The organism is Ruegeria sp. BJ5 (assembly GCF_056537865.1).
Genome location: NZ_JBQFSH010000002.1, coordinates 227,421 through 251,348, shown reverse-complemented (window position 1 = coordinate 251,348; position 23,928 = coordinate 227,421). Strand labels below are relative to the sequence as shown.

General features: G+C 61.3%; 23 protein-coding genes. 17 read left to right on the top strand and 6 right to left on the bottom strand.

All coding sequences use genetic code 11. From position 1 onward, the window contains the following. Nucleotides 1-84 precede the first annotated feature (84 nt). From ACR0NY_RS08705 to ACR0NY_RS08680, 6 genes are all read left to right on the top strand, one after another. A complete protein-coding gene (locus ACR0NY_RS08705) occupies nucleotides 85-684 on the top strand; it encodes a LysE/ArgO family amino acid transporter (protein WP_093964771.1) in 600 nt (199 codons plus the stop codon). Between the two features lie 40 nt (nucleotides 685-724). Further along, nucleotides 725-1,633: a DMT family transporter gene (locus tag ACR0NY_RS08700; protein ID WP_170357230.1), complete on the top strand. Its 909-nt coding sequence runs from the start codon at nucleotides 725-727 to the stop codon at nucleotides 1,631-1,633. A gap of 94 nt (nucleotides 1,634-1,727) precedes the next feature. Then, nucleotides 1,728-2,300, top strand: a complete 573-nt coding sequence (gene betI, locus ACR0NY_RS08695) for a choline-binding transcriptional repressor BetI (protein WP_170364644.1) — start codon at nucleotides 1,728-1,730, stop codon at nucleotides 2,298-2,300. Next, entirely contained in the window at nucleotides 2,297-3,805 is a 1,509-nt protein-coding gene (gene betC, locus ACR0NY_RS08690) for a choline-sulfatase (protein ID WP_170368095.1), read from the top strand. Before betI ends, betC begins: the two co-directional genes overlap by 4 nt. A gap of 86 nt (nucleotides 3,806-3,891) precedes the next feature. After that, nucleotides 3,892-5,550, top strand: a complete 1,659-nt coding sequence (gene betA, locus ACR0NY_RS08685) for a choline dehydrogenase (protein WP_170340191.1) — start codon at nucleotides 3,892-3,894, stop codon at nucleotides 5,548-5,550. A 127-nt stretch (nucleotides 5,551-5,677) separates the two neighbouring features. Further along, on the top strand, nucleotides 5,678-5,917 hold the full coding sequence (locus ACR0NY_RS08680; protein WP_093964776.1) for an HP1242/YdcH family protein: 240 nt from the start codon (nucleotides 5,678-5,680) through the stop codon (nucleotides 5,915-5,917). 46 nt (nucleotides 5,918-5,963) lie between these two features. On the opposite strand, the gene ACR0NY_RS08675 is transcribed toward ACR0NY_RS08680, so the two are convergent. Both ACR0NY_RS08675 and ACR0NY_RS08670 read right to left on the bottom strand, forming a co-directional pair. Further along, entirely contained in the window at nucleotides 5,964-7,364 is a 1,401-nt protein-coding gene (locus tag ACR0NY_RS08675) for a helix-turn-helix domain-containing protein (protein ID WP_093964777.1), read from the bottom strand. Between the two features lie 65 nt (nucleotides 7,365-7,429). Next, nucleotides 7,430-8,635 (bottom strand): multidrug effflux MFS transporter, encoded by a 1,206-nt coding sequence (locus ACR0NY_RS08670; protein ID WP_170340193.1) that lies wholly within the window; start codon nucleotides 8,633-8,635, stop codon nucleotides 7,430-7,432. Between the two features lie 172 nt (nucleotides 8,636-8,807). Here ACR0NY_RS08670 and ACR0NY_RS08665 point away from each other — a divergent pair, with 172 nt between their 5' ends. The 5 genes from ACR0NY_RS08665 (at nucleotide 8,808) to ACR0NY_RS08645 (ending at nucleotide 14,229) form a co-directional block, all read left to right on the top strand. Further along, nucleotides 8,808-10,340 carry an acyl-CoA carboxylase subunit beta gene (locus ACR0NY_RS08665; protein WP_093964779.1) on the top strand — a complete coding sequence of 511 codons (1,533 nt, stop codon included), beginning with the start codon at nucleotides 8,808-8,810 and terminating at the stop codon, nucleotides 10,338-10,340. A 70-nt stretch (nucleotides 10,341-10,410) separates the two neighbouring features. Continuing rightward, entirely contained in the window at nucleotides 10,411-10,896 is a 486-nt protein-coding gene (locus tag ACR0NY_RS08660) for a DUF6497 family protein (protein ID WP_170368097.1), read from the top strand. Between the two features lie 127 nt (nucleotides 10,897-11,023). Continuing rightward, nucleotides 11,024-11,377, top strand: a complete 354-nt coding sequence (locus tag ACR0NY_RS08655; protein ID WP_170368098.1) for a hypothetical protein — start codon at nucleotides 11,024-11,026, stop codon at nucleotides 11,375-11,377. 485 nt (nucleotides 11,378-11,862) lie between these two features. Next, nucleotides 11,863-12,066, top strand: coding sequence for a hypothetical protein (locus ACR0NY_RS08650; RefSeq protein WP_093964781.1), 204 nt, complete (start codon nucleotides 11,863-11,865; stop codon nucleotides 12,064-12,066). A 117-nt stretch (nucleotides 12,067-12,183) separates the two neighbouring features. Beyond that, nucleotides 12,184-14,229 (top strand): acetyl-CoA carboxylase biotin carboxylase subunit, encoded by a 2,046-nt coding sequence (locus tag ACR0NY_RS08645; protein WP_170368100.1) that lies wholly within the window; start codon nucleotides 12,184-12,186, stop codon nucleotides 14,227-14,229. 115 nt (nucleotides 14,230-14,344) lie between these two features. Here ACR0NY_RS08645 and ACR0NY_RS08640 read toward each other — a convergent pair whose 3' ends face one another. After that, nucleotides 14,345-14,782: a DUF4174 domain-containing protein gene (locus tag ACR0NY_RS08640; protein WP_170368102.1), complete on the bottom strand. Its 438-nt coding sequence runs from the start codon at nucleotides 14,780-14,782 to the stop codon at nucleotides 14,345-14,347. Nucleotides 14,783-14,926: 144 nt separating this feature from the next. On the opposite strand from ACR0NY_RS08640, the gene scpA reads away from it, so the two are divergent. The 6 genes from scpA (at nucleotide 14,927) to ACR0NY_RS08610 (ending at nucleotide 20,491) form a co-directional block, all read left to right on the top strand. Beyond that, complete coding sequence (scpA, locus tag ACR0NY_RS08635; RefSeq protein WP_170368104.1) at nucleotides 14,927-17,092, top strand: methylmalonyl-CoA mutase; 2,166 nt, start codon at nucleotides 14,927-14,929, stop codon at nucleotides 17,090-17,092. Between the two features lie 156 nt (nucleotides 17,093-17,248). After that, the gene (locus ACR0NY_RS08630) at nucleotides 17,249-17,851 is read left to right on the top strand and encodes a VOC family protein (RefSeq protein ID WP_170368106.1); all 603 of its coding nucleotides are present in this window, start codon (nucleotides 17,249-17,251) and stop codon (nucleotides 17,849-17,851) included. After that, nucleotides 17,848-18,336: a GNAT family N-acetyltransferase gene (locus tag ACR0NY_RS08625; RefSeq protein WP_170340207.1), complete on the top strand. Its 489-nt coding sequence runs from the start codon at nucleotides 17,848-17,850 to the stop codon at nucleotides 18,334-18,336. Before ACR0NY_RS08630 ends, ACR0NY_RS08625 begins: the two co-directional genes overlap by 4 nt. 45 nt (nucleotides 18,337-18,381) lie before the next feature. After that, on the top strand, nucleotides 18,382-19,062 hold the full coding sequence (locus ACR0NY_RS08620; protein WP_170340209.1) for a molecular chaperone DjiA: 681 nt from the start codon (nucleotides 18,382-18,384) through the stop codon (nucleotides 19,060-19,062). 4 nt (nucleotides 19,063-19,066) lie between these two features. Beyond that, nucleotides 19,067-20,080 carry an endonuclease/exonuclease/phosphatase family protein gene (locus ACR0NY_RS08615; protein ID WP_170340536.1) on the top strand — a complete coding sequence of 338 codons (1,014 nt, stop codon included), beginning with the start codon at nucleotides 19,067-19,069 and terminating at the stop codon, nucleotides 20,078-20,080. A gap of 51 nt (nucleotides 20,081-20,131) precedes the next feature. Further along, complete coding sequence (locus ACR0NY_RS08610) at nucleotides 20,132-20,491, top strand: hypothetical protein (RefSeq protein WP_254432848.1); 360 nt, start codon at nucleotides 20,132-20,134, stop codon at nucleotides 20,489-20,491. A gap of 15 nt (nucleotides 20,492-20,506) precedes the next feature. On the opposite strand, the gene ACR0NY_RS08605 is transcribed toward ACR0NY_RS08610, so the two are convergent. From ACR0NY_RS08605 to ACR0NY_RS08595, 3 genes are read right to left on the bottom strand one after another with little or no spacing between them, the layout of a single operon-like run. Then, a complete protein-coding gene (locus tag ACR0NY_RS08605) occupies nucleotides 20,507-22,042 on the bottom strand; it encodes a Ppx/GppA family phosphatase (RefSeq protein WP_170340212.1) in 1,536 nt (511 codons plus the stop codon). Between the two features lie 49 nt (nucleotides 22,043-22,091). Further along, nucleotides 22,092-22,781 (bottom strand): HdaA/DnaA family protein, encoded by a 690-nt coding sequence (locus tag ACR0NY_RS08600; protein ID WP_170340214.1) that lies wholly within the window; start codon nucleotides 22,779-22,781, stop codon nucleotides 22,092-22,094. Continuing rightward, nucleotides 22,782-23,855 carry an AI-2E family transporter gene (locus tag ACR0NY_RS08595; RefSeq protein WP_170368108.1) on the bottom strand — a complete coding sequence of 358 codons (1,074 nt, stop codon included), beginning with the start codon at nucleotides 23,853-23,855 and terminating at the stop codon, nucleotides 22,782-22,784. Nucleotides 23,856-23,928 lie beyond the last annotated feature (73 nt).

Sequence of the window (23,928 nt, the reverse complement as noted above, 5' to 3'; positions counted from 1 at the left end):
TAGAGAATCTAATTATGGCTCATTATCTTTAATTTGATACATGCGTATCTGTCGCGTAGTCAACGGACCTGAACAGGAGGGTCCATGTCTACATCCGTCATCGCCGGCTTTGCGCTTGGCTTCAGTTTGATCCTGGCAATCGGCGCTCAGAACGCGTTTGTCCTCAGGCAGGGGCTCAGACGCGAGCATGTTTTTGTGTTGTGCCTGACATGCGCCGTGTCAGACGCCATTCTGATTGCCGCAGGTGTCGCGGGCTTCGGCAGCCTGGCAACTGCGGCGCCGTGGTTCGAGCCGATGATGCGATACGGCGGCGCGCTGTTCTTGACGTGGTACGGACTGCGCAGTCTGGCATCAGCCTGGCGCGGCGGCGCAGCGCTTGAGGTCGGAGAGGCGAAGCGTACAAGTCTGCGCGCGGCCTTGCTGACCGTTCTGGCCTTCACCTGGCTCAATCCGCATGTCTATCTGGACACGGTGGTGCTGATTGGCTCGATTTCGGCGCAGTATGAAGACCGGATGGGTTTCGCCATCGGCGCCATGTCCGCCAGTTTCGTTTTCTTCTTCTCTCTGGGATACGGGTCCAGGGTGCTGTCTCCCATTTTCGCCCGACCCAGGGCATGGCAGGTGCTGGATGTGCTGATCGGTATCGTCATGTTGGCGATCGCCTGGAAGCTGGTCGCAATGTAGAGGCTTGTTCGTCGCCGGGTTTCCGTGTTCAACCGAAGCCATGACAACGATCGCCACCCAATCCCGCCCGCTTGCCGGAATGTTCTGGATGTTCAGCGCTGGGCTGTCCTTTGTGGCGATGACAGCCTTGGTCAAATCTCTGGGTACCTCGATGGATCCGATTGAGGCTGCGTTCCTGCGGTATGCTTTGGGGCTGGTCTTTCTGCTGCCAGCCATGCGAGCGATCCTGACCACGCATTTGACCCGCCGGCATATCGCCTTGTTTGGACTGCGTGGGGCCATACACGCCGTCGGGGTCATGTTGTGGTTCTTTGCGATGACCCGTATCCCGCTGGCGGAAGTGACTGCGATGAACTATCTGACGCCGGTCTATGTGACATTGGGCGCCGCGCTTTTTCTGGGCGAGACGATGGCCTTTCGCCGTATCGCGGCCGTGCTTGTCGCCATCGTGGGCGCTGTAATCATTCTACGTCCCGGGTTCCGCGAGATTTCCGCCGGACATCTGGCGATGCTGGGCACCTCGCTGATGTTGGGGGGGTCGTACCTGCTGGCCAAAGCGATGGTGCAGGACGTGCGGCCTTCGGTCGTTGTGGCGCATCTGTCGATCTGGACGACGTTGTTTCTTATCCCTTTTGCGATCGCCGTCTGGACTCCGCCCAGCCTGCGCGACATCGGCGTGCTGTTCATGATCGCCAGTTTTGCAACGGCGGGGCACTATTTCATGACCTTGGCTTTGCAGGCTGCACCCGTCGCGGTGACCCAGCCGGTCACCTTCCTGCAGCTGATCTGGGCCACGCTTCTGGGTGCGCTTGTGTTCCAAGAGGGCATCGATATCTGGGTCGTCGCTGGGGGGACGCTGATCCTCGCAGCGGTCAGTTTCATAACCTGGCGCGAAGCCGTCCTGAACCGCAGTGGCTTGACCCCTCCAAGCCTTGCCCCCAAGCTGTAACCGCCCCGGAGCCCCCAAGGGCAACGTTATTGATTGACGAGTCAATAAAAAGCCCTTAGCGTTTGTTCTGTTGAGACTAGGTTTGGGGGCGGTTATGCCAAAACTCGGAATGGAGCCGATCCGGCGCGATGCGATCGTCAGGGCGACGATTGCCGAGTTGGGGTCCAAGAAGTCCCTGGATGTAACCGTCAGTCAGATCGCCAAACGCGCCGGCATGTCCAGCGCCCTCGCGCACCATTACTTCGGGGGGAAAGACCAGATCTTTCTGGCGGCGATGCGGCGCATCCTTGGCGATTTCGGCGCCGAAGCCCGAACCGAACTGAAGGCCGCGGCCCCGGACCAGCGCGCCCAGGCCATCATCCGCGCCTGTTTCGCGCCGTCCTGCTTTACCCCCGACGTGATCGCCGCGTGGATGACCTTTTACGTTCTGGCCCAGACCAACGATGACGCGCTGCGCCTGTGGCAGATCTATCAAGCGCGGATCCGGTCGAACCTGATCCACGCGTTGCGCCCTCTGATGAAGGACCCGGTCGAAGCGGCCGAGAACATGATCGCTCTGATCGACGGTCTGTACATCCGCGCCGCTTTGTCCGCGCCCGAGGAACCGCAACTGGCGGTTACCCACGCCATGCGCGTCCTGACGACCTTGCTCGAGGCCGAAAAATGACACGACCCAACATTCTGATCCTGATGGTGGATCAGCTCAACGGAACCCTCTTTCCCGACGGTCCCGCCGAGTGGCTGCACGCGCCCAACCTCAAGAAACTGGCGGCGCGGTCAACGCGGTTTGCCAATGCCTATACGGCCTCGCCGCTGTGTGCGCCGGGGCGGGCCAGCTTCATGTCGGGCCAGTTACCCTCGCGCACGGGCGTCTATGACAACGCGGCCGAGTTCCGCAGCGACATCCCCACCTATGCCCACCACCTGCGCCGCTCGGGTTATTACACCTGCCTGTCGGGCAAGATGCATTTCGTCGGCCCGGACCAGCTGCACGGGTTCGAAGACCGCCTGACCACCGACATCTACCCGGCCGATTTCGGCTGGACCCCGGATTACCGCAAACCGGGCGAGCGCATCGACTGGTGGTACCACAACATGGGCTCGGTTACCGGGGCAGGCGTGGCCGAGATCACCAACCAGATGGAGTATGACGACGAGGTCGCCTATCACGCCAAGGCCAAGCTGTATGATTTGGCCCGTGGCAAGGATGACCGCCCGTGGTGCGTGACCGTCAGCTTCACCCACCCGCATGACCCCTATGTTGCGCGGCGCAAATACTGGGACCTGTACGAGGATTGCGAGCACCTACTGCCCGAGGTCGGCGATCTGGGCTATGAAAACCAAGATCCACATTCCCAGCGCATCTTCGACGCCAATGACTGGCGCAGTTTCGACATCACCGAAGAAGACATCCGCCGCTCGCGCCGGGCCTATTTCGCCAACATCACCTATCTGGACGACAAGATCGGCGAGATCCTCGAAGTGCTGGAGTCCACCCGGCAGGAGGCGATCATCCTCTTCGTCTCGGACCACGGCGACATGCTGGGCGAGCGGGGCCTTTGGTTCAAGATGAACTTCTACGAAGGCTCGGCCCGGGTGCCGCTGATGATCTCGGCGCCGGGCCTGCCGACGGGCCGCATCGACACCCCGGTTTCAACGATAGACGTGACCCCGACGCTGGGTGAACTGGCGGGGGTGGACATGGCGGAGATCGCTCCGTGGACGGATGGCGAAAGCCTGGTGCCGCTGGCCAACGGCACCGAGCGCGCGGCGCCGGTTCTGATGGAATACGCGGCCGAGGCGTCTTATGCCCCGCTGGTGTCGATGCGCTATGGAAAGTGGAAATACAACCGCTGCGCGCTGGACCCCGATCAGCTGTTCGACCTCGAGGCCGACCCGCACGAGTTGGAGAACCTGGCCGACAAGCCCGAGCACGCCGGCACGCTGCAAACCCTGCGCGCCAAGTCCGAGGCGCGCTGGGATCTGGACCGGTTCGACGCCGAGGTGCGCGCCAGCCAGGCGCGGCGCTGGGTCGTGTACGAGGCGCTGCGGCAGGGCGGCTATTACCCGTGGGATTATCAGCCGCTGCAGCAAGCGTCTGAGCGCTACATGCGCAACCACATGAATCTGGACAACCTCGAGGAAAACCAGCGCTTCCCGCGCGGCGAATGACCTCTTTCACATTTTGAAGATACGCCCACCGGTGGCAACGCACGGGACATCCCGCGCCACCGGTCGGGGCCAATGGAGACACGACCATGGAAGCAGATTTCGTCATCGTCGGCGCCGGATCCGCCGGATGTGCGATGGCCTATCGTCTGAGCGAAGCGGGGGCCTCGGTTTTGGTGATCGAGCATGGCGGCACCGATGCAGGGCCGTTCATCCAGATGCCGGCGGCGCTGAGTTATCCGATGAACATGCCGATCTATGACTGGGGCTATCAGTCCGAGCCCGAACCCCACCTGAACAACCGGCGGCTGGCCTGCCCGCGCGGAAAGGTGATCGGAGGGTCGTCCTCGATCAATGGGATGGTCTATGTGCGCGGCCATGCGCGCGACTTTGACACCTGGGCCGATATGGGCGCGGATGGCTGGTCCTTTGCGGATGTTCTGCCCTATTTCAAACGGATGGAAAGCTGGCACGACGGCGGCCATGGTGGTGACCCCAAATGGCGCGGTACCAACGGCCCGCTGCATGTGTCGCGGGGGCCGCGCAAGAACCCTCTGTTCAAGGCCTTCGTCGAGGCCGGGCGGCAGGCCGGCTACGAGCTGACCGATGACTACAACGGCGAGAAACAGGAAGGCTTCGGCCCGATGGAGCAGACCGTCTGGAAAGGGCGGCGCTGGTCGGCGGCCAATGCCTATCTGAAGCCCGCGCTGAAACGCCCGAACTGCGATATCGTACGGGGCCTTGCCACGCGCGTGGTGATCGAGGAGGGCCGCGCAACCGGGGTCGAACTGATCCGTGGTGGCCGAACGCAGATCGTGCGCGCCCGGCGCGAGGTGGTGCTGGCGGCCTCGTCGATCAACTCGCCCAAGCTTCTGATGTTGTCGGGGATCGGACCCGCCGCGCATCTGGCCGAGCACGGCATCGACGTGGTCGCCGACCGGCCCGGCGTGGGCGCGAACCTGCAGGATCACCTGGAACTGTATATCCAGCAGGCCTCGCTGCAGCCGATCACGCTGTACAAATACTGGAACCTGTTCGGCAAGGGCCTGATCGGGGCGCAGTGGCTGTTCACCAAGACCGGCCTTGGCGCGTCGAACCAGTTTGAAAGCGCGGCGTTCATCCGGTCGAAGCCGGGGGTCGAGTACCCGGATATCCAGTACCACTTCCTGCCCATCGCTGTGCGCTATGACGGCAAGGCCGCAGCCGAGGGGCACGGCTTCCAGGCGCATGTGGGGCCGATGCGCTCCCCCTCGCGCGGGGCTGTGACGCTGCGCTCTGCCAAGCCCGAGGACGCGCCGGTGATCCGCTTCAACTACATGAGCACCGAGCAGGACTGGGAGGATTTCCGCACCTGCATCCGCCTGACCCGCGAGATTTTCGGCCAGGACGCGTTCAAGCCCTATGCTGGCAAGGAGATCCAGCCCGGAGCGGACGTGCAGACCGACGAAGAACTGAACGCGTTCATCGCCGAACATGCCGAGAGCGCCTACCATCCCTGCGGCACCTGCCGGATGGGGCGGGCGGACGATCCGAACGCGGTCGTCGACCCGCAGGGCCGAGTCATCGGGGTGGATGGGCTGCGCGTGGCGGACAGCTCGGTGTTTCCGCAGATCACCAACGGCAACCTGAACGCGCCGTCGATCATGGTGGGCGAAAAGATGTCGGATCATTTGCTGGGCAAAGACCCGCTGCCCCGGGCCAATGGCCGGCCATGGATTCACCCCAAATGGGCTGAGGCACAGCGTTGAAGGCATTGCCGGGGAGGGGAACGCGACCGCGAAGATAACATTCCCCTTTCAATTGATCCGAGTCAAAGTCAGCTTTGGTATTAGGGTCTAGCTGTAGTGCGAAACCAAACTGAAGGAGCGAGCAGGAATGTCCCATACCCCGCATGAACTGGCCGAGGAATTCCCGGACAAGGTTGAACTGATGAGCCAGCTCAAGCAGACCGATGCCCATTTCGCCCGGCTTGCGGACGAATATCACGAACTCAACCGTATGGTGCATCGGGCGGAAACCAATGTTGAGCCGATGGAAGACCTGGCCGAGGGCGAACTGCGCAAAAAGCGGGCCGCGCTCAAGGATCAGATCTGGTCGATCCTGAGCAAAGCGTGAACCAAAAAAGGGCGGGAACTGATCCTGCCCTTTTCCGTTTTTCAGCTCAGGTGACTTCGTAGGGCAGCGTGCCGCGCGTATGGGCGTCGATCTTCAGTCGGCGCTCCAGCGGTGGCACGGACCGTTGGTGGCAGGTCTGGCGTTCGCAGATGCGGCAGGAAATCCCGATCGGTTCGTAGGCGCTGGTGTTGTTGATGTCCAAATTGTCGGCATAGACCAGTGCTTCGGCGTGCCGGACCTCGCACCCGAGGGCGATGGCATAGCGGCGCACTGGCGCACCGAAGGACCCGCCAGACTTTGAAACGTCGCGCGCGATTGAGATATAACGAACCCCGTCGGGTGTTTCTGCCAATTGCAGCAGGAAATGACCAGGCGTTTCAAAGGCCCGGTGCACGTTCCAAAGCGGACAGGCCCCGCCGAACCGCGCAAATTGCAGCCGTGTGGCCGAATGGCGTTTGGTGATCGTGCCCGCCTGATCGACCCGCACAAAGAAGAACGGGATGCCCTTGGCGCCCGGTCGCTGCAGCGTGGACAACCGGTGGGCGACTTGTTCGATCGAAGCGCCGAACCGGTTGCTCAGCAATTCAAGATCGTGCCGGTCTTCCTGCGCTGCTGACAGAAAGGCGGTGTAGGGCATCAGTGACGCGCCAGCGAAGTAGTTTGCGAGGCCGATCTTGGCGATCGAGCGGGCTTCGTCGCTTTGAAACTTGGCAAAGTCCAGCGTGGCCTCGAGCAGTTTGTCCTGGCTGATCAGCGCGACCTGCAGCAGCAGTTGAAACACTTGGGTCTGCGGCGCTGCGCGCGAAGACAGGCGCAATGTTTTTGTAGCGTTGTCATAGCTGCGCAGGGCCGGAATGTCTTCGAACATCACCTGAACCCCGCGTTCCTTCAGGCTGTCCAGTGCTGCCTGTCGGATGCCTCCCGGTCCTTCGGCGCGGGCGGCGAACCGTTCAGCGGCTCGATCGACCGCGTCAATGTAGTTGTCGCAATAGTGAAAGAAATCGCGAACCTCTTCCCACGGGCTGGCCTGGATGCGGGCATCCTCGCGTCCGAGGGCCTCGTCCAGCGAGGCGAGCCTCTCATGGGTCTGGCGGTAGGCTTTGTGCAGCTCGATGAAGGACCGCGCCAATGCGGGGGCATTGGACGCCGTTAGCCGCAGGTCCGCCAGAGGGGGGATGGCATCCGCGAAGACAGGATCGGCCAACGCCTCGCGCATGTCCGAGACCAGACGCTCGCTATCGCCGGTGCTCAGCTCGGTTACATCCATGCCGAATTCCTGCGCCAGCGCCAGAACAACCGTGGTCGAGATCGGCCGGTTGTTGTTCTCCATCTGGTTCAGATAGGGCAGGGAAACACCCAGCTTTGCGGCAAATTCCTTTTGCGTCAGCGTCAGACGCGTCCGCATTTCGCGCAGCTTTGCACCGGCGTAGAGTTTCTGAGTGGCCATCGGGTTTTCTTTGCAGTTATTCCGCCTGCGCAGGCTAACTTTGCAAAGTCCCGGGTGCAAGGTGGCTAGATGCCGAGTTGACGTTCCCGCCAGATCACGCTGCTGATCGCGACTATGGCCAGGACCGATGTGGCCAACATCAACCACAACAGCGGCATGGCGCCGGTTTCATTGGTCAGCATTGCACCGGCTAGGGCGCTGAGAGCTGCGCCGCCGCCCAGCATGATCGCGCCGCTTAGCCCGGATGCGGTCGCAGCCAGATGTGGTCGCACGGACAGCGATCCGGCGGTTGCATTCGGGATCGACATGCCGTTGCCCAAGCCGACGAATGTCATGAACCCGAAAAAGCTGAGCGCCGAGCCCCAACCCGCCAGAAACAGAACCGCGGACAACGCGACGCCGATTGCGTTCAGCCAGCAGCCCCAGCGCACCATCCGGTTGACGCCATAACGCACCGAGTACCGGCCGCTGATGAAGTTTCCGAAGAAGTAACCGACGGCAGGGGCGCCGAAATAGATTCCGACTTCGGCGGCGGTTAGGCCAAAGATCTCGGTGCCGATGAAAGGCGCGCCACCCAGATAGGCGAAGAACGCGCCAGACGACAACGCGGATGACAGCGAATACCCCCAGAATCGCGGAGAGGTCAGCAGTTCGGGATACTCCCGAAACTGTTGGATCAGGGTTTTGCCGCTCTTGGCCGAGGTTTCTCCGAAGTCATGATAGGTCAGCGCCAGCGCGAAGGCGGCCAGTCCGAAAGGCAGCCAGAAATTGGCCTTCCAGCCAAAGCTTTCCTCCAGAATACCCCCGATGGCCGGTCCGATCATCGGCACGACGGCCATGCCCATGGTGACATAACCGATCATGGATGCGGCCTGATCCTGGTCATACATGTCGCGCACCGCTGCGCGGCTGAGGACGATCCCCACGACGATAACGGCCTGCCCCATGCGAAAGGCAAGAAATGTCTCGACGTTTGGGGCGTAGATGCACCCCAGCGTTGCCAGCAGAAACAGCACCAGCCCCCACAGCAGCACCGGCCGCCGCCCGGCCTTGTCGGCGATCGGACCGATCAGGATCTGCAGAACGGCGTTGATCAGCAGATACAACGCAATCGACAGCTGCATGACCTTGTAGTCGGCCTCAAAATAGGCTGCCATGAAAGGCAGGCTGGGAAGGAACAGGTTCATGCTGAGCGCCGACAGTCCCGACAGCAGGACAAGCGTTAGCAGCTTGGGTGGAGAGCGGTGCGTAGACGTGGAACTGAACTGCATGGTTCACTCATAATTCCGGTATTCGGGAAAGGCCATGCCGATGCACAAACATTAACTGATTTGCAATTCTCAGAAATGTAATTGCCAAAAATTTGCAAATTTGCCGAAAAGGCCTTTGGGTGATGCGGAGCAATCTATATTGTCGCGACAAATTTGACAGGGGAAAATCGTGATGAAGGACATCCTTGCCGAGCTTGAGAACCGCCGTGAGGACGCGCGCCTGGGTGGCGGGCAAAAACGGATCGATGCGCAACATGCGCGGGGCAAGCTGACGGCGCGCGAGCGGATCGAGCTTCTGGTCGATGAGGGCAGCTTTGAAGAGTTCGACATGTTCGTGACCCATCGCTGCACCGATTTCGGCATGGAAAAACAAAAACCTGCGGGCGACGGTGTAGTGACCGGCTGGGGCACGATCAATGGCCGCATGGTCTATGTGTTCAGCCAGGACTTTACCGTGTTTGGCGGTTCTCTGTCGGAAACCCATGCACAGAAGATCTGCAAGATCATGGATATGGCCATGCAGAACGGCGCGCCTGTAATCGGCATCAACGACTCGGGTGGTGCGCGAATCCAGGAAGGCGTTGCCTCGCTGGCGGGCTATGCCGAGGTGTTCCAGCGCAACATCATGGCCTCGGGTGTGGTGCCGCAGATTTCGGTGATCATGGGCCCGTGTGCCGGTGGCGCAGTCTACAGCCCGGCGATGACCGACTTCATTTTCATGGTCAAAGACACTTCTTATATGTTCGTGACTGGCCCCGACGTGGTGAAGACCGTCACCAACGAGGTCGTCACCGCCGAGGAGCTGGGCGGGGCGTCGACCCATACCAAAAAGTCCAGTGTGGCTGATGGCGCTTTCGAAAACGATGTCGAGGCGCTGGCCGAGGTGCGGCGGCTGGTCGACTTCCTGCCGCTCAACAACCGGGAAAAGCCGCCCGTGCGCCCGTTCTTTGACGAGCCGGGGCGGATCGAGACTTCTCTGGACACGCTGGTCCCGGAAAACCCCAACACCCCCTACGACATGAAGGAACTGATCACCAAGGTAGCCGATGAGGGTGATTTCTACGAAATCCAGGAGGATTTCGCGAAGAACATCATCACTGGCTTCATCCGACTTGAGGGGCAGACCGTCGGCGTGGTGGCAAACCAGCCGATGGTTCTGGCGGGGTGTCTGGACATTGACAGCAGCCGCAAGGCCGCACGGTTTGTTCGGTTCTGCGACTGCTTTGAGATTCCGATCCTAACCCTGGTGGATGTTCCCGGCTTTTTGCCCGGCACCAGTCAGGAATACGGCGGTGTTATCAAACATGGCGCCAAACTGTTGTTTGCCTATGGCGAAGCGACTGTGCCCAAGGTGACCGTGATCACCCGCAAGGCTTACGGCGGCGCCTATGACGTCATGGCGTCAAAGCACCTGCGCGGTGATTTCAACTATGCCTGGCCAACCGCCGAAATCGCGGTGATGGGCGCGAAGGGTGCAACCGAAATCATCCACCGCGCCGATCTGGGAGACCCGGGCAAGATCGCGAAGCACACTCAGGACTATGAGGATCGGTTCGCCAACCCGTTTGTTGCCGCCGAACGCGGCTTCATCGACGAGGTGATCATGCCGCACTCGACGCGCCGCCGTGTGTCGCGGGCCTTTGCCAGCCTGCGCAACAAGCAGCTGAAGAACCCTTGGAAGAAACACGACAACATTCCGCTGTAATCCGCCGGGGCGCTTTGCCCCGGTTCGATCCACGAATGTTCCCGATTGACCGCTGACACAAAACCGTTTCATGATCCCAGCCACCAGATACGGAACAGCGCAGGAGATGATCCTGGCGCCTGCGACCCCGGAAGGAGGAGCCTGCCTATGGCGGGTCCGGGGTCGCGCTCTTGTTCTGGCTTTAATGTGTTTTGGATCGCCCGGTATCGCGCAGGACGGGAACCTGTTGCCGGTTCCATCCGGCCAGCCGGTGACACTTGAGGATGTTCTGGTCGATACCAACCCGGGCGAACTCTGGCTGCGGTTTCGGTTTGTCGCGCCCAAGATCGGCGATGAGGTGGGTGGTATCGGCTATGACGTGGCCGCGACCGACATGGAGCACCTGTGTCAGACTCTGGCCATTCCTTATGTCGAGCACCATCAACTCAGCCCGGCGCGGGTCGTGATCTCGCTGTCCGACCGCCCGGTGGAATTCGGCAACTCGTCTCCGGACGCGACGCAGTATTTTGAAGCCTACCGGTTGGACCAATCCGCATGTATCTGGGAGGGACTCTGAACATGATTTCCCGATCTCATGTCGTCGGAGCATTCCGAGAAACTGATGCGGCTTTGGAGATACGCATGACACATTCATCCCTGCGCGGGTGCCCGTCGCGGACCGGTTTTTTGAACGAGGTGCCGGCATGTTGAAGCACCGTGGATTCCCGGGACGGCTGCCGGGAACCGATTTCCAGTTCACGATCCGCCGGGCCAACCCCAAGGGCGTGACGCCATTGACCCGCCGTGAACGCTTTCGGGACCGAAAAGCCGCGGACAAGCGTGCCGATACGGCATTCCTCGAAGCTTTGTGGGAGCATTTCGGTGACCGGCCGTTTGAACGCGGAAATTTGGACGCTGGTCGCCTCAGCTGGCTGTTTGGGCGCGAGGTCGTGCCGGCCGAGGATCCGTTCGATCCGGCCAGCTATGATGCGTGGCTGATGATCGACGTTGAGACCGCGCGGCAATCCTTCCCCGATATCTTCGGTGAGGAGGCATAGTTCGGCATGAGCCTTCAGCCAAATATCATGGGTTCATCTGCTTGGAGCGCGATCCGGCGGCGACCGGATATGCGGTCCAGTCGGCGCCCAGTGATGGCTGAAGTCTGTGCCGGAACCCGTTGCAAACCGGGCTCTTTCGGCACGAACCTGCGCGCCGTTTCCGGGAATGGGCAATTTCCAGCCGGAATTTCCGGCAGTGCAATTGATCCGTTGGCGGCCGCATTTTTGCTGTGCAAGGTGAACGGGCCGTGCGGCTCGACTTTGCCTGCGCCGCACATGCACCTACTATTCCGTACCCCTTCCTTCCGCGGGCAGGACCGTGTTTCCAACACAGACCTGCCCGCGCTTTTCTTTGCCCGAACTGCGGACCCAAGGCGGCAAAAACCTGCGCAAAGCCCTGTTTCACCCCGTTTGATATTGAATAACAAAGCCCGATTCAGGCATTTGCTGTTCAATTCGACAAGAAACCAAAAGGGGCAGTATACATGCGAATCTCACGAGTTTTCCTTGCGCTCGCAACCTGTGGCGGGTTGGCAGCCTGCGGCGATTCAACCGGGGAACAGGCGCTGCTTGGCGGCGGTGTCGGGGCTGTCGGGGCTGCGGTTCTCAGCGCGGACCCGATCCTTGGGGCTGCGGTCGGCGCAGCCGGCAACGTGCTATATTGCAAGACGCAAAACAACTGTAACTGATACCGGTTTTCCGGGGCGCGCGCCGTCCCGGTCATCACTTGACGGAACGCCGTTGCGGGGCATCAGCCCGGCAGCGGCGTTTTCGTTTGTCCAGAACACAAAGACAGAGGACGTTCCATGTTCAACAAGATCCTGATCGCCAACCGAGGCGAGATTGCCTGCCGGGTCATCAAGACCGCTCGGAAAATGGGAATCGGTACTGTCGCCATCTACTCGGATGCCGACAAGCACGCGTTGCATGTGGAAATGGCCGACGAGGCTGTTCACATCGGCCCCCCGCCGGCGAACCAGTCCTATATCGTGATCGACAAGGTGATGGACGCCATCCGCCAGACGGGCGCGCAGGCGGTGCATCCGGGCTATGGCTTCCTGTCCGAAAACGCGAAATTCGCCGAAGCGCTTGAGGCCGAAGGCGTCGTGTTCGTGGGCCCCCCGAAAGGGGCGATCGAAGCCATGGGTGACAAGATCACCTCGAAGAAGATCGCGCAGGAGGCCGATGTCAGCACCGTTCCCGGATACATGGGCCTGATCGAGGATGCGGACGAGGCGGTGAAGATCAGCCAGCAGATCGGCTATCCGGTGATGATCAAGGCCAGCGCCGGCGGGGGCGGCAAAGGCATGCGCATCGCCTGGAACGACGAGGAGGCGCGCGAGGGTTTTCAAAGCTCGAAGAACGAGGCAGCGAATTCGTTCGGGGATGACCGGATCTTCATCGAGAAATTCGTGACGCAACCGCGCCACATCGAGATTCAGGTTCTGTGCGACACGCATGGCAACGGCATCTACCTCGGCGAGCGTGAATGCTCGATCCAGCGCCGCAACCAGAAAGTGGTGGAAGAGGCCCCGTCGCCCTTCCTCGACGAGGCGACCCGCCGCGCGATGGGCGAACAGGCCGTGGCGCTTGCCAAGGCCGTGGGGTACGCCAGCGCGGGCACGGTGGAATTCATCGTGGATGGCGACAAGAATTTCTACTTCCTGGAAATGAACACCCGCCTGCAGGTGGAACACCCGGTGACCGAGCTGATCACCGGTGTCGATCTGGTCGAACAGATGATCCGCGTCGCCGCAGGCGAGCCTCTGTCGATCACCCAGGACGACGTCAAGCTGACCGGCTGGGCGATCGAGAACCGGCTGTATGCCGAGGATCCTTATCGCAACTTCCTGCCCTCAATCGGGCGGCTGACCCGCTATCGTCCGCCGCAGGAGGTGGCCGCGGGGCCGCTGCTGGAAAACGGCAAATGGCAGGGCGATGCGCCCAGTGGCGAGACAGCTGTGCGCAACGATACCGGCGTCTATGAAGGCGGCGAGATCAGCATGTATTATGACCCGATGATCGCCAAGCTGTGCACCTGGGCGCCGACCCGCGAGCAAGCGATCGAGGCGATGCGCGTGGCGCTGGACAGTTTCGAGGTCGAAGGCATCGGCCACAACCTGCCGTTCCTGTCGGCGGTGATGGATCATCCGAAATTCGTCAGTGGTGATATGACCACCGCCTTCATCGCCGAGGAATATCCCGATGGGTTCAACGGTGTCGAACTGCCCGAAGGCGACCTGCGCCGCATCGCGGCCTCGTGCGCTGCGATGCACCGGGTGGCCGAGATCCGTCGCACCCGTGTGTCGGGCCGGATGGACAATCACGAGCGAAAAGTCGGCAAGCGTTGGGTGGTCACGCTGCAGGGGCAGGAATATGCGGTGCAGGTGAATGCAGACCGCGACGGTGCCACGGTCAAGTTCGAGGACGGATCCGCCCTGCGCGTCAGCTCGGACTGGACGCCAGGTGACCAGTTGGCGGTTCTGGACGTGGACGGTAGCCCGCTTGTGCTGAAGGTCGGCAAGATCTCGGGCGGGTTCCGCATCCGTAACCGGGGGGCGGATATGAAGGTGCATGTGCGCCGGCCGCGCGCTGCCGAACTGGCCAAGCTGATGCCCGAGAAACTGCCGCCAGACACCTCGAAGATGCTGCTGTGCCCGATGCCGGGCCTGATCGTGAAGATCGATGTCGAGGTCGGCCAAGAGGTGCAGGAAGGTCAGGCGCTGTGCACGGTCGAGGCGATGAAGATGGAGAACATCCTGCGCGCCGAGCGCCGAGGCGTTGTCTCCAAGATCAACGCCGGTCCGGGCGACAGCCTGGCCGTCGATGACGTGATCATGGAGTTCGAATAACGCCCATGTGTGCCTGCCCGGAAAATGTGGGTTTTGCCCGTTCGGCCGCCATCTGCACCGTCGGTGCGGATGAGGCGGGCGTGGCAGACCCCCTCCGCCGGGCGGATTGCGGTCGTCAGCGCCGCTCGCGGACTTCGCGCTCGCGCAGGGGGGTCTTGTCGATGGAGCGGCTGATCTCGCGCACGCTCCACGGCGTGGGCTTGCGCAGCTTCACCACACCGTCCTTGTCGACGAAGACCATCGCGAACCCGCGCGGGCGCAGTTGCGTCCGGATCGGGGAGCGCGCCGAAGGGTCGGTGTCGGTCAGAACGATGACGTCCCGGTCACGCATCATGTCTTCGCCCTCCAGCAACATGTCGATCTGTTGCTGGAATCTGGGGTCGGCTGGCGTATCGGCGAACACCACTATGGGGCGGTGTGTCCACAGAAACTCGTTCAGATCGCTGTCTCCGGCTGGCCGGATATACGCGGTTTCATCCGGGGCCGCACCGTCGGCGGCGACGGCGGCCACAGGCAAAAAAGCTGACAAAACAAGGGCAAGCGTGCGGGTCATGTGGTCTCCTGTTCCTTTGAATATAGACCCAGTTGCCGCGAATGCGACCGGCGAAATGCGTGCGACTATCAAAAAAATGAATGATCGGATCTGCCGTGCGTCTGGTCGGCCCCTTCATACACATACCCAGCCCCTCGGCGTGCCATGCGGGCCCGCGACGGGAACAGACAAGAGGATTACGCTATGACCAACACGAAGGATTGGCGCGCCCTGGCCGAAAAGGAGCTGCGTGGGCGCCCTGTCGAAGACCTCTCCAAGACGACGCTGGAGGGGATCGAGGTCAAGCCGCTTTACACGCAGGACGACATCGAGAACCTGCCGCATATCGGGTCGTTGCCCGGCTTCGGGCCTTTCACACGCGGTGTGAAGGCAACCATGTATGCAGGGCGTCCGTGGACCATCCGCCAGTATGCGGGGTTTTCCACGGCTGAAGAATCGAATGCCTTCTACCGCCGCAACCTTGCGGCCGGTCAGCAGGGCGTTTCGGTCGCGTTCGATCTGGCCACGCACCGCGGCTATGACAGCGACCACCCGCGCGTGGTGGGTGATGTGGGTAAGGCCGGTGTGGCCATCGACAGCGTCGAGGACATGAAGATCCTGTTCGACGGCATCCCGCTGGATCAGGTCTCGGTCTCGATGACGATGAACGGCGCGGTGATTCCGATCCTGGCCAATTTCATCGTCACCGGCGAAGAGCAGGGCCACGACAAATCGGTTCTTGCGGGTACCATTCAGAACGACATTCTGAAGGAATTCATGGTCCGCAACACCTATATCTACCCGCCTGAGCCTTCCATGCGGATCATCTCGGACATCATCGAATATACCTCGAACGAGATGCCCAAGTTCAACTCGATCTCGATCTCGGGCTACCACATGCAAGAGGCCGGGGCGAACCTGGTGCAGGAGCTGGCCTATACCCTGGCCGACGGGCGCGAATATGTGCGCGCAGCCATCGACGCGGGAATGGACGTGGACAAGTTCGCTGGCCGTCTGTCGTTCTTCTTTGCCATAGGTATGAACTTTTTCATGGAGATCGCCAAGCTGCGCGCCGCGCGTACGCTGTGGCACCGGGTGATGACCGAATTCGGGGCCAAGTCGGACCGCTCGAAGATGCTGCGCACCCACTGCCAGACTTCGGGCGTGTCGTTGCAGGAACAGGACCCCTACAACAACGTGATCCGGACCGCATACGAGGCGATGAGCGCGGTGCTGGGCGGTACACAGTCGCTGCATACCAACGCGCTGGACGAGGCGATTGCTCTGCCCACCGATTTCTCGGCCCGAATTGCGCGGAATACACAGTTGGTGTTGCAGGAAGAAACCGGCGTTACCGATGTGGTCGATCCGTTGGCCGGCTCCTACTATGTGGAAAGCCTGACCAATGAGCTGGTCGAAAAAGCCTGGGCCCTGATGGAAGAGGTCGAGGAGATGGGCGGCATGACCAAGGCGGTTGCCAGCGGCATGCCCAAGCTGCGGATCGAGGAAAGCGCCGCGCGCCGTCAGGCCATGATCGACCGTGGCGAAGAAGTAATCGTCGGCGTCAACAAGTACCGCAAGGACAAGGAAGACCCGATCGAGATCCTCGAGGTCGACAACCAGGCCGTCCGCGAGGCGCAGATCGCCCGGCTGGAACGCATCCGCGCGACCCGGGACGAGGCCGCCTGTCAGGCTGCGTTGGACGAACTGACCCGGCGCGCGAAAGAGGGGGGCAACCTGCTGGAAGCCGCGGTCGAGGCCGCGCGTGCCCGCGCAACCGTAGGAGAGATCAGCATGGCAATGGAAAAGGAATTCGGCCGTCATCGGGCCGAAGTGAAAACGCTGGCTGGTGTCTATGGCGCGGCCTATGAAGGTGACGAGGGCTTTGCCGCCATCCAGAAATCGATCGAGGAATTCGCCGAGGAAGAAGGCCGCCGCCCGCGTCTTCTGGTGGTCAAGATGGGCCAGGACGGTCACGACCGCGGGGCCAAGGTGATCGCCACCGCCTTCGCCGATATCGGTTTCGACGTGGACGTGGGGCCGCTGTTCCAGACCCCGGCCGAAGCCGCGCAGGACGCGATCGACAATGACGTGCATGTGGTTGGCATTTCCAGCCAGGCGGCGGGCCACAAGACGCTGGCACCGCAATTGGTGGAAGAACTGAAGAAGGCGGGCGCCGAGGATATCATCGTGATTTGTGGTGGCGTCATCCCCCAGCAGGATTATCAGTTCTTGTATGATCACGGGGTCAAGGCCATCTTCGGGCCGGGGACCAACATCCCCGAGGCGGCGCAGGACATTCTGCGCCTGATCCGCGAGGCGCGCGCCTGAGCTGTGACTTTTGGGGGCTTTCTGCCCCCTTGTGCGCGATGCCTGTGGCCTCGGGCATCGCCCGCGGGGATGTTTGGTGTCAGATGAAGTGCCCAAGTCGGACTTTTCATGGTATCCGATGGCATGAGGTCGGTTTTGGACGCTGGAGGCGGAATTATGGAGCTTGATCATCTGGCGGTGGCCGCGTCGACCTTGGACGAGGCGGTCGCGCATGTAGAGCAGGCCTTGGGTATTCCGATGGTGCCCGGTGGCACACATGGAAAATTCGGCACCTACAACAAGCTTCTTGGGCTGGACGAGGGCCTGTATCTTGAAGCGATCGCGATTGACCCGGACGCTGCCGATCCTGGGCGGCCACGTTGGTTTGATCTTGATCGTTTCTCGGGGCCGCCGAGGCTCAGCAACTGGGTCTGCCAGGTTTCGGATCTGCAGGCCTATGTCGATGGATTCTCAATCGACATAGGCGATATCCATGAACTTGATCGTGGTGCCTTGCGGTGGAGGATGGCGGTGCCGGGATCGGGGCGTTTGCCGTTCGACAACCTGTTTCCCGCCTTAATTCAATGGCAAGGTGACTTGCATCCGGCTGGCATGCTGCGGGCCAGTGGCTGCCACCTGCGGCGGCTGGTGGTCTTTCACCCGGACGCGCTGGATTTGGCGCAATTGCTCGGCCCGCTCGACAGGGTAGTTTTTGATTCCGGGCCTGCGGCTCTGCGGGCTGAATTTGAAACGCCGCACGGACCGCGGGTACTGGAATGATCATTCGCCCGGCTCTGCCCCGGGATGCGGCTGAAATTGCGGAGATCACCAATTCGATCATCCGCGAGACGCTGATCACGTTTACCACGACCGAGCGAAGCCCCGAAGAAATCGCGCGGGATATCGACGAGCGAGGGCTGGCGTTCCAAGTTGCCGAGCTTGACGGCCGTGTCGTGGGATATGCGACTTACGGCGGTTTTCGCTCGGGTCCCGGATATGCGCACAGCCGGGAACACACCATCCTGCTGGCTTCTGAAGGCCGGGGGCGGGGCGCGGGTCGCGCGCTGATCCGAACCTTGGAGGAGGTGGCGCGATCGCAAGGCGTGCATGTTCTGGTCGCTGGAATCTCGGCCGAGAACCCGGGCGCGATTTCCTTTCATGCGGCGGTCGGTTTTGAGGCGGTCGGCCGAATGCCGGAAGTTGGTCATAAATGGGGGCGTTGGCTGGATCTTGTGCTGATGCAGAAAATTCTGGCTCCGGAATGAATGGTCGCACCTGACAGTCCGTACTCGGCGCGCTAGTGTGCGCCCATGTCGATCTGGTCCCGCATATCCGAAGCGCTGAGCGCGCTTGCCAAAGGTGAAAGCCTGACGGCTGTTTTTGAAAAGCTGCGCACGCCGCCCGAACGCTCGGTGGCCTTCGCGATTGCTGTCATCGCTTTGGGCGCAAAGATGGCCAAGGCGGACGGGCAGGTGACCCGCGACGAGGTGACCGCGTTTCGCGAGGTGTTTCGCATTCCGCCGGAGGAAGAGGCCGGCGCGGCGCGCGTGTTCAACATGGCCCGGACGGATGTGGCCGGGTATCAGGAATACGCACGCAAGATCGCGCGCATGTTCGCCGAAGACAGCACCACCCTGTGCGACCTCATGGAGGGGCTGTTTCACATCGCCATGGCGGACGGGTTCTATCATCCCAACGAAAACGAGTTTCTGGAGGATGTGGCGCGGATTTTCGGCCAGACTGATGCACAGTTCAAAGCCCTGCGTGCGCGCTTCGTTCCAGATGCGCCCAAGGATCCTTACACCGTTCTGGGCGTGACCCCTGACACTCCGCTACCCGAGATCCGAAAAATCTGGCGCAGGCTTGTACGTGATACACATCCCGATGCGATGATGGCCCGGGGTGTTCCCGAAGAAGCAATTCGCCTTGCCGAGAAAAAGATGATCGACATCAACCGCGCCTGGGATGAAATCAACGGCGCGCGGGTCTGAGGCGATGCGTCTGGCGACCTACAATATCGAATGGTTCGCCAATTTGTTCGACCGCAATGATGAACTGGTTGTCGATGACAGCTGGTCGGGGCGGCACAATGTCACCAAGGCTCAGCAGATCGAGGCCATTGCGACGGTGCTGACGGCCGTCGACGCCGACGCCATGCTGATCGTCGAGGCGCCGAATACGGGCAAATCGCAAAACACGGTGCGCGCCTTGCAGCATTTCGCCGAGACGTTCGATCTGCGTACATCCAATGCGATCATGGGTTTCGCCAACGATACGCATCAGGAACTGGCACTCTTGTATGATCCCGATGCCTTGACCGCCCGGCACGACCCAAAAGGAGTGCAAGATGGCGGCCACGACCCCGACGATCTTCCACGCTTTGACCGCGAGTTTCGGATCGACCTGGACATTGACGCGACCGAGGATCTGGTGCGGTTTTCAAAACCCCCCATGGAACTGGCGGTCCGCACCCGGGCCGGGTTCGAGTTCCGGTTGATCGGTGCACATCTGAAGTCCAAGGCGCCGCACGGAGCCCAATCACGCGACGAAGCCTTGCGCATCTCTATCGCGAACCGACGCAAGCAGTTGGCTCAGGCCGTCTGGCTGTCGCGCCGTGTGCGCGCGCACACAGCCGCTGCTGAACCGGTGATCTTGCTGGGAGACTTGAATGACGGGCCGGGATTGGATGAATTCGAACATCTTTTCGGGCGGTCATCGGTGGAAATCCTTCTGGAAACCGGCCTGTACGATCCGCATCCCGCACAGGCACTTCGACCTCGGCCGGGTTGGATCCCATCGACCGCGCGCTTTGCCCGCCCGAAGGAAGGCCAATATCTGGAGGCGCTGCTGGACTACATCATGATCAGCGAGGATCTGAGGGTCCGCAATCCGGTCTGGCGCATTTGGCACCCGTTCCGGGACGAGCACTGCTGGACGGTGCCGGAATTGCGCGATGCCTTGGTCACGGCCTCTGATCATTTCCCGGTGACGCTGGACATCGACATCTGACCCTTTCAACAACTGATCGCGCCCCTTATATTTCAGGTCATGAAACGATTGATGCTGATAGGTGCCACGGCCCTTTTTGCCGCGCCGGCCGCGGCCCAGGACGAAGGCGGTAAGTCCCTGATGGAGCAGGGGGCCGAACTGTTCTTCGAGGGCCTGCGAAAGGAAATGGAGCCCGCCCTTGAGGACCTTCTGGGGCTTGCCGAGGAATTCGGCCCGGCCATGCAGTCCTTTATCGAGGAGATGGGCCCGGCCCTTGCCGAGATCGGCGGCAAGGTCAAGGATTGGAGCGCCTATGAGGCGCCCGAGATGCTGCCCAATGGCGACATTATCATCCGCAGGAAACCGGACGTTCCCGACCAGCCCGACGAGGTTGCCCCCAAAGAGGACGACGAAGGCGCAACGGATATCTAATAGTCCAGATCAGCCCTAGATTTTGACGATCGGGCGTGATTTCAGCGCGTTCGCCAGTGACTCGAACCTTGCCTCGGCCACTTCGTTGAACAAGGGGCTGAGCGATTTGGGCAGATAAAACTCCAGTTCGCGTTTCTTGGGGTAGAACCGCAACTTTCCGGTGGCCGCGTCGTTCTGCATCCAGAGCATTGCGCCAAAACGCATGGCCTTTCCCAGAATCTCGGCCTGCTTCTGGTCGCGCTCGTCCAGCAGTTCGTACAGAGGGGCGAACCGGTTGCCCTCTCGCTTGTTCCGGTACCGATGCTGCAGGGCAAGTCCGATGAAGACACGTTCCGAGTGTTTCAGGCCGCCCAGGTTGGCGCGAGTCACATTGTCGAAACAGACCTCGGCCCGATAATCGGGGTGGGCGCGCCAGCTGACATCGTGCAGCAGGCAGGCCGCCTTGATCAGCCGAACTCGGGCCGGAGGGGCGGACCGGAACAGCGGCATCACGAAATCATAAAGATGCGGCCCGAAACCTGGCAGGCGAGCGTCCTTTTGTTCCGAGAACCGGCAGGCCTCGATCAAAGGGTCGCAATCCCGCAGAATCTGGGGCATCTGCTCGTACAACAGGCCCTCGCGGATACCATAGCTGGATATTGCGATGTCTTTGGGTTTGAAGGTGCGGATCAGCCGCGACAGCACGTCCATGGCGTAGGGAATCAGGGCCATCCGCGAGCTTGAGACCCCGGCCTGAGAGCGCAGGTGTTCGTGGTCGCCCTTTTCGATGAACTTGATCGTTTCGCGCACCTGCTTGGTGGTCATGCGGTATTCGTGCAGCACGTTCAGCGGATATCCGCGGCGCAGCATGTCCAACCTTGCAAAGGCTCGCCAGCTTCCGCCGACCAGGAACAGTCGGTCGCGCTGCGGCCCCATCTGGTCACGCAGCGCCTCGAGTGTTTCCTTGATGTGGGCCTTGCGGGCGCGGCGTCCGCCCTTGATATCCCGGAGTTTGAGCGGCCCCAGAGACGAGGACACGCACCGTCCGACCGATCCGCCGCCGATCTCTGCCAGCTCCATGGACGAACCACCGATGTCGCAGATCAGGCCGTAGGCGCCGGGCCAGCCCAGCAGGACACCCTGTGCCGACAATCGGGCCTCTTCCTCGCCGTCGATGACCGAGATATGCAGCCCTGTCTCGGCCAGAACCTCCTGACAGAACTCCGGACCGTCTTCCGCCTCGCGCACGGCGGCGGTGGCCACAACGTGCAGTCCGGGAAGGCCAAGATCGCGGGACAGGTGCTCAAAGCGCCGCAGCGCCGCCAGCGCACGTACGCGACCGCGCGGGTTCAGCCTGCCGGTTTCCGACAGCCCGGCGCCAAGCTCGCACATGACTTTTTCGTTGTAGAAATATGCGGGAGACCGGGCCGCGCCGTCAAAGATAACCATCCGGACCGAGTTCGACCCGACATCCACCACGCCAACGCGCGAGAGATCGCGGATTCCCGGATGGTCGAACAGCGGTTTTCCGAATGGTCCCCAGTCCGGGATCCTTGCAGCGCTCTGTTCCATGATCTCCCCAACGTTGCCTCGCGCAGGATGCGAAATCGGACCCCACGGGTCAATCACCGGAAACCGCCGTGTCGATTTCGTTGTTCAGAACGCGCACGGCCAAGGTCCGTGTGATCTCGCGCTTTTCGGCCAGAGCGACCTGATCCAGTTGGGCCACCACGTCGGCTGCGGTTTCAAACCGGCGATCCATGTGCTTGACGAGGTAGGCGATGACGTCCGGCCCCGGGTTCAACTGTCGGTCGACGAACAGCTTGGCCAGAACCGCGCACAGCAAGGCATCATCGGGCGGATCAAGCGCCACATGATGGGCCCCCTCGACCCGGCTTTGCAGATCGGCCAGCGGAAGTTCCCAATATTTGGGAGCAAGGCGCCCGGTCATCAGCAAGGCATGCCCCTCGGCCAGAACCAGATTGTGCAGGTGAAACAAGGTTTTCTGCTGGTCTATATCCCCGGCGATCATGGGGATGTCCTCGACCGCCACGGGACCTTGCGCAAGTGCGGGAACATCTTCGTGTTTCAGATCAGCGGCCTGCACGATACGCCCGCCTGTCTCGGCGGCCCAGACATGCGCAAGATGGGTTTTACCTGATCCGGCCGGGCCGCTCAGGACCAGCTTATTGCCCGGCCATGAATTGGCCGAGATCATTGCGACGGCCAGCGCATTCGCGGGGGATACGAAAAAATCCTCGCGCCCCAGCGCCGTCATCGCCGGAAGATCAAAGCTCAGCTGTTTGGCCATTCACTCGCTTTCCGGATCCAGCTCGTCACGCCCCGTGTACAGGCGACTTGTCAGATATTGCGAAGTTCCGAAACGTGCAAGCACGCCCAAGGCCGCAGCGACCGGAACGGCGATCAGCATGCCGACAAACCCGAACAGCGCGCCAAAGACGGACAAGGCCAGAAGCAACCAGACAGGGTGAAGGCCGACCGAGTCACCAACCAGCTTGGGGGTCAGGAAATTGCCTTCGACGACCTGGCCGATGGCGAATATCCCGGCCACCAGCCCGATCGAAGCCCAGTCACCCCAGAATTGGAATAGCGCCAGGCCGATAGCCAGCGTACCGCCGATCAAAGCGCCCAGATAGGGAATGAAGGTGACCAACCCGGCGATGAAACCGACCACCAGGCCGAATTGTAGGCCGACGATCATCAAGGCAACTGCATAGTAGGTGCCCAGGATAAGGCAAACCGTACCCATGCCGCGCACGAACGAGGCAAGCACAGCGTCAATATCGGCCGCCAGTTTGCGGATCGTCGGCGCATGGTCCCGGGGCAGTAAATCGTTGATCCGGGCGATCATCCGGTCCCAATCCAGCAAAAGGTAGACGGCCACGACGGGAACAATCACCAAAAGGACCACGATGTTCACCGCTGACCCGACCGAGGCCATGACCGTTTCGAGGATGTCGCCTGTTTTGCCCTTCAGCGTGTCGCCCATTGAAAGAAGGAACTGGTGGGTGTTCGATTCCCGGTCCAGCAGCGACGGGAATTGCCGCTCGACGAAGGCTCGCAATTCCTGGAACAGGCTGGGCAGTACGTCTACCAGATCGATCAGCTGAGTGATCAGGGCCGGAACCACCATCAGGATCATCAAGGCAAAGGCAAGAATGCTGAAGACGGTAATGATCGCCGTCGCAGCCGCGCGGGAAAGCCCCATGTTCTCCAGCCGATCGGCTACGGGATCCAGGAAATAGGCCACTGCGCCGCCGATCACGAATGGCAGCAGAACGTCGCCCAGCAGCCACAACAGAAATATGAATATCGCAGCGGCGATGCCCCAATATCTGAATTGATCCCGAACCGGCAACGCCATCGCGGCCTCCTGACTGCGTCGTTGCCCTTGTTCTTGGCTGATGAAGGCCCGCGATGCAAGCGGTTCATGGATC